Genomic DNA, 14,890 nt, shown 5'->3' with positions numbered 1-14,890 from the left:
GGAAAGGGAAACAAAGGGCCGCTACCGGCCGGCTCGGGCCGGTAGCGGCAGGGCTGTCGCGGAGATCAAGACTCTGAAGTGAACCCGATCTGTTTGACCAGCGGGCCCCAGCGCTCGAACTCGGCCTTCTGGTCGGCCAGCATCTCCTGCTGCGTGCTGCCGTGGGCCACCAGGCCAACGACGCCCAGCGCGTCGATCACGGTCTTGTCCTTGAGCGCGCCGGTGATGGCGGCATTGGCGCTGGCCAGCGTGGCGGCGGGCGTCTTGGCCGGGGCGTAGAAGCCGAACCATTCCTCGGACGTCACGTCGGGGTAGCCCAGTTCGATGAAGGTGGGCACATCGGGCAGGTAGGGCGAGCGCTTCTTGCCCGAGGTGGCCAGCACGCGCACGCGGCCGGTCTTCATGTACTGCAGGTAGTCGCCGCTGGGGTTCATGGCGGCAGCGATCTGGCCGCCCACCAGGTCGGTGATGCTGGGCACGGTGCCACGGTAGGGCACGTGCTTGAGATCCACTGCCGCACGGATGCCCAGCAGCGCGCCCAGCAGGTGGGGCATGGAGCCCGCGCCGGGCGAGCCGTAGCTGGCCTTGTCCGGATTCGCCTTGGCCCAGGCCAGGAAGTCCTTGAGCGTCTTCACCTCGGCCGGCACGGCCGGGCCCACGGCCAGGCCGTGGTGCATGATCGCGCCGATGGAGACGGGCACCACGTCGTCGGGCTTGTAGCTGAGCTTGGGGTAGATGTGCGGATACACCGACAGGGCCGATACCGGTGCCAGGGTGAGCACCGAGCCATCGGCGGGCGCGTTCTTCAGCGTTTCCACCGCAATGCGGCCACCGGCGCCCGGCTTGTTCTCGACGAAGCCCGGGTTCTTGCTGTAAGCCGTGCCGCCCAGCTTCTCGGCCACGCGGCGGGCCACGCTGTCGCCCGCGCTGCCGGCCGGAAAGCCGTACATGATCTTGACCTGGTCCAGCGCCTGCGCGAAGGAAGACAGGGGATAGAGCGCTGCGAGGGCGGCGGCGCTGCCCAGGGTGTGAACAAAGTGGCGTCGTGTCGTCGTCATGGTTGTCTCCGGTATAGGTATGGTGTGTTGACGGGGCGGGGAACGGGGGCTATCGGGGTGCCATGCGCAGGGCACCATCGAGCCGGATCACCTCCCCGTTGAGGTGTCCGTTGGTCACGATGTGGGCCGCCAGCTCGGCAAACTCCTCGGGCTTGCCCAGGCGCGGGGGGAAGGGGATGCTCGCGGCCAGCGACTGCTGCACGGCTTCGGGCAGCTCCTTCATCAGCGGCGTGGCGAACAGGCCGGGTGCCACGGTGCACACGCGGATGCCATGCTGCGCCAGGTCGCGCGCCATGGGCAGCGTCATGCCCACCAGCCCGCCCTTGGAGGCGCTGTAGGCCTGCTGGCCCACCTGGCCGTCGAAGGCGGCCACCGAAGCGGTGAACATCATCACGCCCCGCTCGCCGTTGTCGAGCGGCTCCAGCTTGGCGCAGGCGGCTGCGAACAGCCGGCTGATGTTGTAGCTGCCGATGAGGTTGATGCCCACCACGCGCGCAAAATCTTCCAGCGGCGCCGCGCTGCCGTCGCGCTGCACCACGCGCTTGGCGCTGCCGATGCCGGCCACGTTCATGAGGATGCGCGCCGGGCCCAGGGCCGCCTCGGCGTGGGCCAGGGCGGCGGCCACGCTCTCGGTCTGGGTGATGTCGCAGGTGCAGGCCACAGCCGTTCCGGCGCCATGCTGTGCGTTGATGCTCTCGGCCACCTGGGTGGCGAGGGCAGTGTTCACGTCGAGCACCGCGACCTTGGCGCCCAGGCGGGCCAGTTCGCGTGCGGTGGCTTCGCCCAGGCCCGATGCGGCGCCGGTGACGAGGGCGGTCTGTCCTTGGATCTGCATGGATGGCTCCTTGGGTAGTGCGTTTCAGGCCGCAGGCACGATGGTGTCGGGGGCGGCGCCATCGTGCAGGGCCTGCACCAGGTCGTCGCGGTGCTTAAGCACGGCGCGTTGGTTGATCGAGCCCTTGTCGGTGATCTCGCCCTTGTCGAGCGAGGGCGGCTCGGCCATCAGCAGTGCGCGTGCCACACGGCTGGCGCTGCCCGTGGATTCGCGCGCCAGGTGGTCGATGACAGCCTGGATGCGCTGGCGCACACCGGTGCTGGCGATCACCTCGGCCCAGGGGGCATCGGCAGCCAGCCCGCTCACCTCGCGGCAGGCGGGCGAGAGGAACAGCAGGGCGCCCACTTCCTTGCGGTTCAGGCCGGTGAGCACCGCGTCCTGGATGTAGGGGGCGCCGGCCACGACGATCTTGGCGCGCATGGGGCCCACGCTCACGAAGGTGCCGGTGGAGAGCTTGAAGTCTTCGGCGATGCGCCCGTCGAAGCGCAGGCCGCGGTGGATGTCGTTGTCGTCGATCCACAGCACGGCATCGCCGGTGCACAGGTAGCCCTCGTCGTCGAAGGCCTCGCGCGTGGCGGCGTCCGAGCGCCAGTAGCCGGGCGTCACGTTGGGGCCGCGGTAGCGCACCTCGGTCTTGCCGTCCACGTCCACCAGCTTGAGCGTCATGCCCGGCACGGGCGCGCCGATGTGGCCGGAGCGCACGTCGGGGCTGTTGCAGAACATGGCCGAAGGGGCCGACTCGGTCATCCCCAGGCCCGTGGACATGACGATGCGCTCGCCGAGCTCGGCCTCCTGCGTGGCATGCAGGCTGTCCCAGATAGGCTGGGCCAGGCCGGCGCCCGAGTAGAAGAACATGCGCACCCGCGACAGCAAGGTGCGGCGCAGCACGGCATCGGTCTTCATCGCGTCGGCGATCATCTCGAAGCCGGTGGGCACGTTGAAGTACACCGTGGGCGCGATCTCGCGCAGGTTGCGCAGGGTCTCGCCGATCAGCGCTGCCGTGGGCTTGCCGTCATCGATGTAAAGCGTGCCGCCGTGCTGCAGCGTGAGACCGAAGTTGTGGTTGCTGCCGAAGGTGTGGTTCCACGGCAGCCAGTCCACCAGGATGGGCGGGGCTTCGGCCAGCACCGGCAGCGACAGGGTGATCTGCTGCAGGTTGGCGCACCACATGCGCTGGGTGTTGATCACCGGCTTTGGCATCTTGGTGGAGCCGCTGGTGAACAAGAACTTCACGATGGTGCCCGGCCCCGTGGCATGCATGGCCGCGTCCACTGCCGGCGTGGCCAAGGTATTGCGCAGGCTCTGGAAGGTGCTGGCCGGGCGGCCTTCGATGGCGCCCTGGGCCAGCACGACCTCCACGTCCGCCGCCACGGTGGCCTTGATGGCGCGGCCGAAGCGCGCGCCATCGGCCGCGAACACCAGGCCGGGCGTCAGCGTGTCCAGCACGTGGCGCAGCTTGTCGTAGTCCTGGCTCACGGTGGCGTAGGCGGGCGACACGGGGCAGTAAGGCACGCCCGCATACATGCAGCCCAGTGCCATCAGCGCATGCTCCAGGCTGTTTTCGCTGAGCACCACCACCGGGCGTTCGGCGTTCAGCCCCCGGTCCAGCAGCGCCTGGCCGATGCTGCGCGCGGCGTCCAGCGCCTGGGCATACGTCACGTGCTGCCAATCGCCGGTATTGCCGGTGCTGCCGTCGGCATGCTGCACCCGGCGCGCGAGAAAGCTGCGCTCGGGCTCTACCTCCGCCCAGTGCACCAGGTAGTCCGTGACCCGGCGCGCGTATGCGCCCAGGGGCAGGTCGGCTTGCAGGTAGCGCACGCCGGGTGCGCCCTCGCGCAGGTTGACGCGGGTGACGCCAAAGGGCACCGGGCGGTAGCGCGGCGGGGCCAGGGGGGTGGAGAGATCGCTCATGGGTGGAGGTCCGGCGGTGTGGAAATGCGGGGCTCAGTCTTTGCGCACTTTGGCGGCGCGGCCTTCCAGGAAGTCCGCCAGGCGCGACTTGGCCTCGGGTGCGCTCTGGGCAATCGCGGCCATCATGGCTTCGGTGAAGAAGCCTTGGTCGGCCGGTTGCTCGGCAATGCGCGGCAGGGCGTGCATCAGCGCGTAGTTGGTCAGCGGCGCGTTCTGCGCCACGCGCTTGGCCAGCTCCAGTGCCTTGTCGAAGGCCTGGCCTTCGGGCACCAGGTACTGGGCAAAGCCGACCTTTTCGCCGTCCTGCGCGTTGTAGACGCGGCCGGTGAGCATCATGTCCGCCATGCGCGCAGCGCCGATCAGTTTGGGGATGCGCACGGCGCCGCCGCCGCCCACGAAGATGCCGCGCGAGCCCTCGGGCAGCGCGTAGAAGGTGGATTCATCGGCCACGCGGATGTGACAGGCGCTCGCCAGCTCCAGCCCGCCGCCCACCACGGCGCCGTGCAGCGCGGCAATCACGGGCACGGGGCCGTACTGCACGCGCTCCAGCGCGGCGTGCCACATGCGCGAGTGGTACAGGCCCTGGCCCGCATCGCGCTCCTTGAGCTCGGACAGGTCGAGCCCGGCGCAGAAGTGCGGGCCTTCGCCGTCGATCACGGCAGCGCGCACGCCGGCGGGCATTTTCTCGAACAGGTCGCGCAGGGCCAGGATCAGGCCGTCGTTCAGCGCATTGCGCTTGGCGCTGCGCGTGAGGCGGATCACGGCAACTTCCTGCTCGTCGCCGGCAAGCTCGAAATGGATGTCTGGATGGGTCATGGTGGCTTTCTTGATAGGTGAATTGTGGTTATAGTTAATAACCAATTCAAGCAAGCCAGACCGGTTTTTCATCAGTAGTTACCCTTGATCTGCGTCACGTGCCGTGGTGCATGCTGACAGGGACACCGTGAAAGACCGGCCACCATAGGAGACAGATATGGACCACGAGAACCTGATTGCCATCGACATCCACACGCACGCCGAGGTGAGCTGCTGGAACCCGTTCGACAACTACGGCGAGGAATACGACCGCGCCGCCGACAAATACTTCAAGAACGGCCGCCGACCCACCATCGCCGAGACGGTGGCCTACTACCGCGAGCAGAAGATCGGGCTGGTGATGTTCACCGTGGACGCCGAGTCCAAGATGGGCCGCCGGCGCATCCCCAACGAGGAGATCGCCGAGGCCGCCAAGGCCAACAGCGACATGATGATGGCCTTTGCCAGCATCGACCCGCACAAGGGCAAGATGGGCGCGCGCGAGGCGCGCCGCCTGATCGAGGAGCATGGCGTCAAAGGCTTCAAGTTCCACCCCACCGTGCAGGGCTACCACCCCTACGACCAGATGGCCTGGCCGATCTACGAGGTGATCGCCGAGTACGGCATGCCGGCCATCTTCCACACCGGCCACAGCGGCATCGGCAGCGGCATGCGCTGCGGCGGCGGCTTGCGCCTGGAGTACAGCAACCCCATGCACCTGGATGACGTGGCCATCGACTTCCCGGACATGCAGATCGTCATGGCGCACCCGAGCTTCCCCTGGCAGGACGAGGCGCTCTCGGTCGCCACGCACAAGCCCAACGTCTGGATCGACCTGTCGGGCTGGAGCCCGAAATACTTCCCCAAGCAGCTGGTGCAGTACGCCAACACCCTGCTCAAGGACCGTATCCTGTTCGGCAGCGATTACCCGCTGATCACGCCCGAGCGCTGGATGAAGGACTTCCAGGAGGCCGGCTTCAAGCCCGAGGTGATGCCCGGCATCCTCAAGGGCAATGCGGTGCGTCTGCTGGGGCTGGACAAGGCGGCCAAGGCCACGCCTGCGGCAATCTGATCCAGGCGGGCCGGTGCGGGCCCGTCAGTCGTAGACTTTTTGCAGAAGCCGGATCAGCGTCTTGCGCTCGGTGGCGGTCAGGCGCGCGGTGGCGTCGATCTCCAGCGTGGCCGCAGTCTGCTCGGCCTGGGCGCACAGGTCTTCGCCGGCGGGCGTCAGGTGCAGGCCCATGGCGCGCCCGTCGCTCGGGTGCGGGCGGCGCTCGATCAGGCCGCGCCGGTCCAGCGCCGCGATCAGGCCCACCAGGTTGGGCGGCAGCACGCCCAGCGTGGCGCACAGTTGGCGCGAGGTGATGCCGGGGTTGTGCGCCACCAGCGAGAGCACCGAGAAATCCACCACCTTGAGCCCATAGACCGCCATGCGCTCCATGAACACCTCGATGATGGACAGCGAGGCCCGGCGCGCGTTGTAGCCCACCAGCGTGCGCAGGTAGCTGTTGTCGACCACGTCGGTGGCGGTGGGGGTGATGGTTGGGAGTGAAGCGCTGGCCATGGAGTGATGCTGCTGGAAGTGGCGAGACTATAGCGATGGGCGGGGGCTCAGGCCGGGCTGCGCAGCACGCGGCGGTACTGGACGGCCTCGGCCACATGGCCCACGGCAGTGGTCTGCGAACCCGCCAGATCGGCGATGGTGCGCGCCACCTTGAGCGCGCGGTGCGTGCTGCGGGCCGACCAGCCCAGGCGCGCGCCTGCCGTGTTGAGGAACTTGGCGGCCGCATCGTCGAGGTGCAGGTGTTCGTCGATCTCCTGGCCCTGCAGCGCCTGGTTGGTCTTGCCCTGGCGTGCCAGCGCCCGGGCCCGGGCCTGCATCACACGCTCGCGGATCGCGGCGCTGGATTCGCCAGGCGGTGTCTTGAGCAACTGCTCCGAGGGCACAGCAGGCACCTCCACATGCAGGTCGATGCGGTCCAGCAGCGGGCCGCTGAGCTTGCCCTGGTAGCGCGAGACCTGGTCGGGCGTGCAGCGGCAGGCGCGCTGGGTGGAGCCGAGAAAGCCGCAGGGGCAGGGGTTCATCGCCGCGATCATCTGAGACAATGCACTCATACCATGAATCATACAGTGATGCCGCAAGCTGTCTCCTACATTCGATTTAGCAGTGGCTCTCAGGCCAAGGGAAGCTCTGTAGAGCGGCAGAAGGAGGCTTTCGACCTATGGCTAGGGCAGCACACCCAGTACATCGAATCCACCCTCTCGCGCACGGATAAGGGGGTCTCTGGGTACACAAGGGCTAACCTCGAAAAGGGGAGGGGCCTCCACGACTTGCTCATGTGCATTGAGGCTGGGCAGATCAAGTCTGGGGACGCTGTTGTGGTGGAGGCAATAGATCGCTTGGGGCGTTCCGACTTCTTCAGCATGCTCGCTGTGCTCCAACAACTACTGGTGGCTGGTGTGTCAGTTGTGACCCTGGAAGACAGAAAGACCTACACACACGAAAGCGTGAATAACGCTGACGTCTACATGTTGGTTGCAAAAATCCAGGCTGCTCATGACTACAGCAAGCGGTTGGGCACACGTATTAGTGCTGCCTATGAGCGGAAACGGAAAGATGCAAGAGCGGGAAAGGATATTCGCCTCCATACGCCCTTTTGGCTAAATACTGATGGAACTTGGAGAGACGATCCTGCAGTGATCGTGCGTGGTGCAATCGCGATGTATTTGGGCGGCAAGGGCACTAGAGAGATTGCGCGGAAGCTCTCGGGTATGCATGCTGAGCTTTCAGAACTGCATCCTAGGACCATCAAACGCTGGTTTAGTAGTAAAGCGCTCATTGGTGAATGGGAAAACAAGGGTGATCCAATCGCAGGTGTATTTGATCCACTTATAGACGAAAGCACCTATTTGGAACTTCAAGTGGAGCTAAAAAGAAGAGCGACAAAGCCAGCCCCTGCTGATAAATATCTCATGAGTGGAATGGTTTGGTGCGCTGAGTGTGGTGGGAGGTTTCAGATTCGACGACAGAAGCCCAAGCCCACGATCAATGCCCCCTTGGGGTCTGAAGAGTATGCAAAGAAGCCTGTCATTCTTTATGCAAACTGCAAGACTTACCTTCAAAAGGGCACATGTAAGAATAAGTCAACATGGCCATACGAGGCGTTGGAATTTATCTATAGGCAAGTCGCAGTGGAAGCTCTCTACGACATTGCCATGGGTATTGCTGAAGATACCAGAAGCAAAGATTTGGAAAGCTACACGGCCTCCATCGGCGTGCTCAGAATCAAGCATGAGCGTGCATCGTCGCTCTATATGGCATCTGGTGAAAAAGCACATCTCGACCTAGTGATTGATTACAGGTCAAAAATTGAAGAATTTGAGAATAAAGCGGAGCTGCTACGTGCAAGTTTGTTGTCTCAGTCTAAGCAGGACGCAAGCATTGCCGCCGATGCATATCAAAGTCGCCAAAGGGGAGGCCCAATACAAGAGCAATTGAAGGCAACTGTAGACGAGCTTACTTCGCGCCCCGCCTATGAAATCGCTTTCTTGCTTAAGAGATACATCGAAATCAAGATCAAGGGGAAGGAAGCCCTGTCAACCTATGATGGCTTTACCTACACGCTGTTAAGGCGCGCTCAGAAGTACCTTTGCTACTTTGTCAGTTGCGAGAGCCCCGATACGGGCATGGTGTATTTCGCGATTGAACGAGGTGTAGACAATCCTCTGTCAGCTCTATCAATTGAGCGATTGTTCCGAAAGTTGGAGTCTAGGCTTGGTGAGCGGGAATGAGCCCTTGAGGGAAAAGCTTAGGAATTTCAAAATATCTATCCTTCGGCGCAGTAGCGTTTCACGGTGGCAGTGCTGATGGCGAAGTGCGTTGCAGTCTGTGCGATGCTGGCATGGGTGGAAGTACGCCACTCCCGTACATCCTGAGGGTTAGCAGCCTCTGGCCTGCCTAGGCTAGTCTTTCCGTTCTGTGTCCTACCAGTGGATGCAATCAGTTCTTTAGCGCGTTCACGGCCCGCGCTGGTGCGCTCAACGATCCTTTGCCGCTCCATATCTGCCACCTGGGCCAAGACTGCAAGAATGAGTTCTCCCACCCCGGCCGCAATACGTCCAAGCCCATGGACTTCCAGCGCTACGCCTTTTGCAAGTAGGGCTCTGACAGTAGCCTGGACGTCGATTGCATCTCTTCCCAGTCGATCAATCGCATAGACGTGGAGCACATCGCCTTTGCGGATGTAGGAAAAGAGTTCACCAAAGGCAGGGCGCTCCATTGCCGGAACCGTACCCGACACCCCGACGTCAGAATACTCCGCATCAAACGAGCCCCCCAGTGCGTGCCGCTGGCTCTCAATGGTCTGGTCCTGCGTGCTCACTCGATAGTAGGAAATTCGCTGCGACATATAGGTTAGATCAAAAGATTGATCTCAATTATGCGCCTAGCTCAAAAAGAAATCAACTATGTTTTGAGCCTAATTTTTTGCCATTAAACGGCATAGCTCGAAACCTACACCTTTCAAGCCATCTGGCGTGTTCCGGTGCTAAGCGATAGCATGCAACAGATTGTTTTTTTATTTGAGGCATGCATGTACATACCGCGTAGAGTGAAGGCAATGGGCCTCGTAGCATCAGGATTCGGCACAATTGCACTTGGCATTTTGCTACCCGACCTGCTTGAAAAAATTCGTATGGGGAGTATGAGCATTTTTGGTGGGATTTTGCCATTTGCTCTGTGGCTTGCATGTTTAGCCCTTTTTGTCAAACTCGCCTTCGGTAGCAAGAATACTCCAGTTGAAGGAAACCAATTGAGAGGCAAATTGGCTACAGTTGCGGTGAAGCCAATGTTTATTCCGAGTGAGGAAGGCAATCTTCTCTCAGAGCTGCAAACGCTCAGTGGACACAAGCCAATTACATGCACGTACCTGGGCGGAAGTGGCCTTCAAATCAAAGAGAATTCAGAGGTGCTGTTGGTAAGGCTTTCTGATAGTCTTATTGTGACGGTAAGTGGGACGACAGAAAAATACGTACTCCCTTATAGCAAGCTCTCTGCACTCGAAATCACTGGACCCGGAACTGAAACGACAGATGCAGGCATCTCCGGTGGGGGGTTTGGTCTGGAAGGCTTTTTAAAAGGTGTGGTCGTAGCGGCAACAATAAACGCTATAACAAAAAGAAGCACCACAAACACCTTCCTGAGGATTCTTTGCACAGACTCTGAAACTTATCTTCATTCCTCAGCTATTGATCCAGGGCAATTGAGGATTCTTCTTTCATCTGCAGTGGTCGCTATGCAGGCCCACAATGGAAAAGCTCATGAAACTAATTCAATTTCAGATGAGCTGTCCAAACTCCATGATTTATTGAAGTCTGGGGCAATCAACAAGGAAGAGTTTGATATGGCAAAAAAGAAAGTAATTGAGGCTAGGTAGCAGTATGACAATAATTTTGCCAAATCTCGCCATGGCGGGATATCGAAGCTTTGGCGAGAATATTCAATATTTTGAGAAATTCTCCAAAGTAAACCTTTTCATCGGTCAGAATAATTCGGGAAAATCAAACGTTCTGAATTTTATCAAGGAGGTGCTTGGAAGTTCTGATGGTGCACAAAAACTGAGAGACGTACCTCTGGCAAGGCATAAGCCCAAATCTCCTCCTATGCTGAAAGGATTCATAGAGGAGATAGGCTATGACAAACCAACCAACGACTTGCCCGGCCTACATCGTCTCCTTGTGCCGTTTGAGCAGGATAGGCATCGATATAACGTTCTTCAGTTCGGACTAAGAAATTTAACTGCTTTCAAAGCAGGGATTGACGGCACTTCAAAGCCTTGGAGTATCAGCAATGTACTTGAGCCGGAAAGACCTCATGAATCATGGTTGGCGGCCTTGAACACGATGAATAAATCTGAGCTGCAAGAAATCTCTGGGTTGTTAACTGGGCAGAGTGGAGGTGATCCACGAATTTGGGTTGATAACGTTGCTAGGCGAATGTCTATCCAACCAGCCCCTCTGCCAGTTGAGCTAATACCCGCAGCAAGGCAGATAATTGGTGGCGAAATGGATGGTGCTTCCAAGTTTGACGGGCGGGGCTTGATTCAACGGCTTGCTAAGCTACAGAATCCTGACGATGTAACGGATTTCCAGCGTGTGGGATTCAAAAAAATCACTGCCTTTGTTCAAAGCGTGCTAAATAGTCCCGAGGCCACTATTGAAATTCCGTATAGCCGAGACACTATAGTTGTGCACATGAATGGAAAGGCGCTTCCATTTACATCTTTGGGGTCGGGTATTCATCAGGTAATCATACTCGCCGCCGCTGCGACAGTGCTTGACGAAACTGTTGTATGCATAGAAGAGCCCGAGGTTCATCTTAACCCAGTTCTTCAGAAGAAACTCATAAAGTATTTGGCGGAAAAAACAAATAATCAGTATTTTATTGCTACGCATTCCGCCGCACTGATGGATACAGAGGGGGCGGAGATCTATCATGTTAGACAGAGTGAAGGAGCCTCCATAGTTAGCAGGGTCACATCCAATAGTCAAAGATGGGCGATATGTGAAGACCTGGGATACCACCCCTCTGATCTGATTCAAACGAACTGCGTGATTTGGGTTGAAGGGCCATCAGATCGGATTTATCTAAATCACTGGCTAAAAAAGATGCGCCCAGCCTTTGTTGAGGGGCTGCATTACAGCATCATGTTTTACGGCGGCATACTTGCATCTCACCTTGCATACGAGGATATAGATGAAGATATTGAAGAGTTTATCTCTTTGCGAAGGCTCAACCAGCGGGGGGTGATATTAATGGATAGCGATAGAGCAGGGCCTCGAAAGCCGTTCAAGAAGACCACAAAACGATTGGAAGAGGGCTTTTCAGTGTCTCAAGGTTTGGCATGGATAACGGAGGGGAGAGAAATAGAAAACTATCTTCCACCTGAACAAATCCAGTCTGCCATCTCTTCACTGCATAAAAAGTATACGCATCTTGGAGGCTATGGAAAATACTCTAACTGTCTAAAAATAAGAATAAATGAAAGAGAATTCCAAGCATCCAAGGTTGAGGTGGCTAAGTACATAATTCGTAATTTTGAACCGGATTTTTCCATTCTAGATCTACGAAAGAGAGTTGAGAGACTGGCAGGCTATATAGCTGAGTCCAATAAACAAAAGATACTAGACTAGGCAGGCTGCGAGCATAAATCGCTAATAGGTGGAATTCTCGGAGTAGGAACTAGGACTTTTGAGCGAATTCCACTTGTTTTGCGAACGGAATGCATGCGATCAAACCTTGATGGTTGCGATCTATGGCGAGGTTTCGGAGCTGCAAATCTATGGTGAGCTATGCAGTAGAAATCTACAGGTGATGAAAGCTCCTCGCAGTTTCTTTTCGCCATGTAGCGTCTCGGAAGTACAAAGTGATCGAAAATCTGTTCTTCATTTGCTATATCTGGAACAGTCATCTGGTGTAGGACGTCTAGGATTTGCTCAAATATAATTTTCTCCGTTTGATCCGCGACAGGCTCTAATGATGCGACTGTTTTTGATTCGATAACTCCCGTTAACGACTGTGCAGCCACATAGTGAAAAGAAGGAAGGTGCTGAAATCCGCACCTCTTCATCTCTAGGTATAGAACTTCACCTAACTGTGCGGGCTCACCGTCAGGTTCGTACAGCTTTATGCCATTCTTTTGGAGAATTTGCTTTAGGTCTTCAATAGGCGTTGAATCATTAACCCGTTCATACGCACTGGCAAGCTTTAAAAGCTGCGCTTTCATTCCAGGGGAAAACTGATCCCTTAATAGAAATTCGTCAAACTCCTTGCCTAAAAGATTCCGGATTTTTTTAACCAGTTCACTGGTCGTGGTACTTGTGTTGCAACTGAAGCGAGATTTCAACTCAGACCGAGGAATGCTTTGCCCCGTACCCTCAATAGTCTCGTCAAAGTTCCTGCGTGATCTGTTGTACCAATCGGGGCAGACGACCAGATTTTGGGGAGTAAGCAATCCAATACGTTCTGAAGAACCTCTTGCCGCGTAAATGTGACTTAAATGGTAGCAACCCGTGGGAATGCCAAGTTTGAATCCAGATAGCCTAGAGCAAGAGTCCTTGAGCCTATGCAGCTCTATAAGGTCTGATGCGCTCATTCCTTGAAGCACCTGAACCGTTCCGGATCGACGTATAGAGGTGAAGAGCCAGAAGCCAAAGGCCGATTTCTGTAGATTAGAGAGCTTTCGTGCAACTCTTTTGCTGACAGACAGTTTAGATGCCTGCTTCTTCCTCCTAGCCGCCTGCATTTTCTGATTGCAAACTCTAGAGCAATAAAGCTGATCTGATCTGGCTGGAGAAAAGGTTGACTTGCAGTTGGTACATATCTTAGTAGCTTTCAATATTATTCCTTTCTCAAAAACAAAAAATAACTGATTCCACTGTAACCCAAGAGATTACTGGAGTCATATTCGTAGACTAGATGCATCACCGAAATTTCCTTTCAAATCAAGAACTTATCGCGTGATCTGCCGGGAAATTTTGAGAAAAGAGATCACTAGAGATTGATTTCTGATTTCAATGAGGTAAGAAGCAGCAGCAGTATAGCGAAATGGAAACTGGATTGCAAATGGCTAGATATCTATTGTCTAGGGTAAGTAATCCATTGCTAGAGATTGTTGCATTACTCTAGATAAATACTGCAGTTTTACCCTGTTCTAGAGAATGTGGCAGCTCAACAACGGAGGCTGGCAGGTTCATACTAAGTGGGCAGACTTCTGGAAGCGTGCCGGAAATTCCGCACGCTGCGCCGCCCGCGAGATGGTGATGTGGCCGGTCTCCAGGGGTTCGCGCAGCGCCTCCAGCGCGGCCCGCGTGAATTCAGGCAACTCGTCGAGAAAGAGAACCCCATGATGCGCCAGCGAGATCTCGCCAGGCCGGGGTGGCGAGCCACCGCCCACCAGTGCGACGGCGCTGGCGGTGTGGTGCGGCTGGCCCGTGGGGCGCAAACCCCAGCGCTCCGGGCTGAAGCGCCCGGCCAGGCTGGAGATGGCGGCGCTCTCCAGGGCCTCCTGCACCGTCATTGCCGGCAGCAGGCCGGCAAAGCGCAGCGCCAGCATCGACTTGCCCGAGCCGGGCGGTCCGGCCATCAGTGCACTGTGGCCTCCTGCCGCTGCAATCTCCAGCGCGCGCTTGGCCACGGCCTGGCCCTTCACGTCGGCCATGTCGGGGCCCTGCAGCTCCGCGACCATGGGCGTGGGCTGCAGGCGGGTGAAGCCGTCGTCGTCCGCATCGGGCGGCGGGCTGCCCGGCGGCAGAAAGGCGCGCACCACGTCCAGCAGGTGGCGGGCACGCACCACCTGGGCATCGGGCACCAGGGCGGCTTCCTCGGCGCTGCCGGGCGGCAGCACCAGTTGCACGGCGATCTGCTGCGACTGCAGCGCCAGGCTGGTGGCCAGCGCGCCGCGCACCGGGCGCAGTTCGCCCGATAGAGACAGCTCGCCGGCGAACTCGTACCCGGCCAGGCGGCTGCCATCGATCTGCCCACTGGCGGCCAGGATACCCAGGGCAATGGGCAGGTCAAAGCGCCCCGAATCCTTGGGCAAGTCTGCTGGCGCCAGGTTCACGGTGATGCGCTTGTTGTGCGGAAACTCCAGCCCGGCGTTCTGCAGCGCCGAGCGCACGCGCTCGCGTGCTTCCTTCACCTCCACCTCGGCCAGGCCCACCAGGGTGAAGCTGGGCAGACCATTGGCCAGGTGCACTTCAACGGTGACGGCCGGTGCCTGTAGCCCCAGAAGGGCGCGGCTTTGCACCAAAGCAAGACTCATGGACGACTTTCTCCCCAGATGGGTGCGTTTTATGGTGGACTGGCGTGAACTGCTTCACGGTTGCACCATGGTGGTGCGGTCGCAAAGTCCCCTCAACCCTCACTTTAATAGGGAATCCCCATCTATCTCGCCCGCAGGTGCCACGGCTCGTTGGCGGCGCATGGCACGGTCCATGCTTAAAGCGCTTGTCCCTACTTTGTCCAACCGGAGGAAACATGACCCGCGCATCCATCAAGTTCCTGGGCGCTGCCCTTGTTGCAACCCTGCCCCTGCTGGCCAGTGCCCAGCTCACCGGCAACGTCAGCCTGACCACCAACTACAAGTTCCGTGGCCAGGACCAGGATGCCTCCAAGGTCAAGGCCGTCAAGCCCGCGATCCAGGGCGGCTTCGACTACGCCTTCGGCGAGTCCGGCTTCTACGTCGGCAACTGGAACTCCAGCGTCGACTGGCTCTCGGGCAACTCCATCGAA

Annotated in this window: 12 protein-coding genes and 2 pseudogenes; 5 read left to right on the top strand and 9 right to left on the bottom strand. The window is 58.6% G+C overall.

The genetic code is table 11. The annotated features are described in order from the left end of the window. Nucleotides 1-65: 65 nt before the first annotated feature. Genes ASE31_RS15490 through ASE31_RS15475 form a run of 4 tightly spaced genes read right to left on the bottom strand, consistent with a single transcriptional unit; the run spans nt 66 to nt 4,620 of the window. Nucleotides 66-1,058 carry a Bug family tripartite tricarboxylate transporter substrate binding protein gene (locus tag ASE31_RS15490; RefSeq protein WP_057202700.1) on the bottom strand — a complete coding sequence of 331 codons (993 nt, stop codon included), beginning with the start codon at nt 1,056-1,058 and terminating at the stop codon, nt 66-68. A 49-nt stretch (nt 1,059-1,107) separates the two neighbouring features. Further along, the gene (locus ASE31_RS15485) at nt 1,108-1,893 is read right to left on the bottom strand and encodes an SDR family NAD(P)-dependent oxidoreductase (RefSeq protein WP_057202699.1); all 786 of its coding nucleotides are present in this window, start codon (nt 1,891-1,893) and stop codon (nt 1,108-1,110) included. Nucleotides 1,894-1,917: 24 nt separating this feature from the next. Beyond that, nucleotides 1,918-3,804, bottom strand: a complete 1,887-nt coding sequence (locus tag ASE31_RS15480; protein ID WP_057202698.1) for a feruloyl-CoA synthase — start codon at nt 3,802-3,804, stop codon at nt 1,918-1,920. Nucleotides 3,805-3,837: 33 nt separating this feature from the next. After that, a complete protein-coding gene (locus tag ASE31_RS15475; RefSeq protein WP_057202697.1) occupies nt 3,838-4,620 on the bottom strand; it encodes a crotonase/enoyl-CoA hydratase family protein in 783 nt (260 codons plus the stop codon). Between the two features lie 157 nt (nt 4,621-4,777). On the opposite strand from ASE31_RS15475, the gene ASE31_RS15470 reads away from it, so the two are divergent. Then, nucleotides 4,778-5,671: an amidohydrolase family protein gene (locus ASE31_RS15470; protein ID WP_057202696.1), complete on the top strand. Its 894-nt coding sequence runs from the start codon at nt 4,778-4,780 to the stop codon at nt 5,669-5,671. Between the two features lie 24 nt (nt 5,672-5,695). Here ASE31_RS15470 and ASE31_RS15465 read toward each other — a convergent pair whose 3' ends face one another. After that, nucleotides 5,696-6,163 (bottom strand): MarR family winged helix-turn-helix transcriptional regulator, encoded by a 468-nt coding sequence (locus ASE31_RS15465; RefSeq protein WP_057202695.1) that lies wholly within the window; start codon nt 6,161-6,163, stop codon nt 5,696-5,698. A 47-nt stretch (nt 6,164-6,210) separates the two neighbouring features. Continuing rightward, nucleotides 6,211-6,699: pseudogene (locus ASE31_RS15460) on the bottom strand (ATP-binding protein); the annotation flags it as partial. 18 nt (nt 6,700-6,717) lie between these two features. Between ASE31_RS15460 and ASE31_RS15455 the strand changes: the two are divergent. After that, complete coding sequence (locus ASE31_RS15455) at nt 6,718-8,391, top strand: recombinase family protein (protein WP_082604173.1); 1,674 nt, start codon at nt 6,718-6,720, stop codon at nt 8,389-8,391. Between the two features lie 35 nt (nt 8,392-8,426). Here the strand turns inward: ASE31_RS15455 and ASE31_RS15450 are convergent, their stop codons facing one another. Beyond that, nucleotides 8,427-9,008 (bottom strand): recombinase family protein, encoded by a 582-nt coding sequence (locus tag ASE31_RS15450; RefSeq protein ID WP_057202692.1) that lies wholly within the window; start codon nt 9,006-9,008, stop codon nt 8,427-8,429. A gap of 150 nt (nt 9,009-9,158) precedes the next feature. On the opposite strand from ASE31_RS15450, the gene ASE31_RS31665 reads away from it, so the two are divergent. Continuing rightward, nucleotides 9,159-10,034, top strand: coding sequence for an SHOCT domain-containing protein (locus ASE31_RS31665; RefSeq protein WP_157412499.1), 876 nt, complete (start codon nt 9,159-9,161; stop codon nt 10,032-10,034). 4 nt (nt 10,035-10,038) lie between these two features. Continuing rightward, complete coding sequence (locus ASE31_RS31055) at nt 10,039-11,790, top strand: AAA family ATPase (protein WP_082604172.1); 1,752 nt, start codon at nt 10,039-10,041, stop codon at nt 11,788-11,790. Here ASE31_RS31055 and ASE31_RS31660 read toward each other — a convergent pair. Next, nucleotides 11,787-12,752: a hypothetical protein gene (locus ASE31_RS31660; RefSeq protein WP_157412498.1), complete on the bottom strand. Its 966-nt coding sequence runs from the start codon at nt 12,750-12,752 to the stop codon at nt 11,787-11,789. The genes ASE31_RS31055 and ASE31_RS31660 overlap by 4 nt on opposite strands. 618 nt (nt 12,753-13,370) lie before the next feature. Further along, nucleotides 13,371-14,420: pseudogene (locus ASE31_RS15445) on the bottom strand (YifB family Mg chelatase-like AAA ATPase); the annotation flags it as partial. A gap of 215 nt (nt 14,421-14,635) precedes the next feature. Here ASE31_RS15445 and ASE31_RS32625 point away from each other — a divergent pair. Beyond that, nucleotides 14,636-14,890 (top strand): TorF family putative porin (locus ASE31_RS32625; protein ID WP_235514496.1); only part of this gene is annotated, 255 nt, incomplete at its 3' end.

Origin of the sequence: Acidovorax sp. Root217, assembly GCF_001428645.1 — a bacterium.
In the GTDB taxonomy this organism is placed as follows: Bacteria; Pseudomonadota; Gammaproteobacteria; order Burkholderiales; family Burkholderiaceae_C; genus Acidovorax.
The sequence above is the reverse complement of the archived record's forward strand: the minus strand, read 5'-3'. Positions and strand labels throughout refer to the sequence as shown.

Coding starts and splice junctions, on each gene's coding strand:
- ASE31_RS15455 (WP_082604173.1), top strand. CDS start 6,718: ATGAATCATACAGTGATGCCGCAAGCTGTCTCCTACATTCGATTTAGC.
- ASE31_RS31665 (WP_157412499.1), top strand. CDS start 9,159: ATGCAACAGATTGTTTTTTTATTTGAGGCATGCATGTACATACCGCGT.
- ASE31_RS15470 (WP_057202696.1), top strand. CDS start 4,778: ATGGACCACGAGAACCTGATTGCCATCGACATCCACACGCACGCCGAG.
- ASE31_RS15490 (WP_057202700.1), bottom strand. CDS start 1,058: ATGACGACGACACGACGCCACTTTGTTCACACCCTGGGCAGCGCCGCC.
- ASE31_RS31055 (WP_082604172.1), top strand. CDS start 10,039: ATGACAATAATTTTGCCAAATCTCGCCATGGCGGGATATCGAAGCTTT.
- ASE31_RS15475 (WP_057202697.1), bottom strand. CDS start 4,620: ATGACCCATCCAGACATCCATTTCGAGCTTGCCGGCGACGAGCAGGAA.
- ASE31_RS15450 (WP_057202692.1), bottom strand. CDS start 9,008: ATGTCGCAGCGAATTTCCTACTATCGAGTGAGCACGCAGGACCAGACC.
- ASE31_RS15465 (WP_057202695.1), bottom strand. CDS start 6,163: ATGGCCAGCGCTTCACTCCCAACCATCACCCCCACCGCCACCGACGTG.
- ASE31_RS15480 (WP_057202698.1), bottom strand. CDS start 3,804: ATGAGCGATCTCTCCACCCCCCTGGCCCCGCCGCGCTACCGCCCGGTG.
- ASE31_RS15485 (WP_057202699.1), bottom strand. CDS start 1,893: ATGCAGATCCAAGGACAGACCGCCCTCGTCACCGGCGCCGCATCGGGC.
- ASE31_RS31660 (WP_157412498.1), bottom strand. CDS start 12,752: ATGAGCGCATCAGACCTTATAGAGCTGCATAGGCTCAAGGACTCTTGC.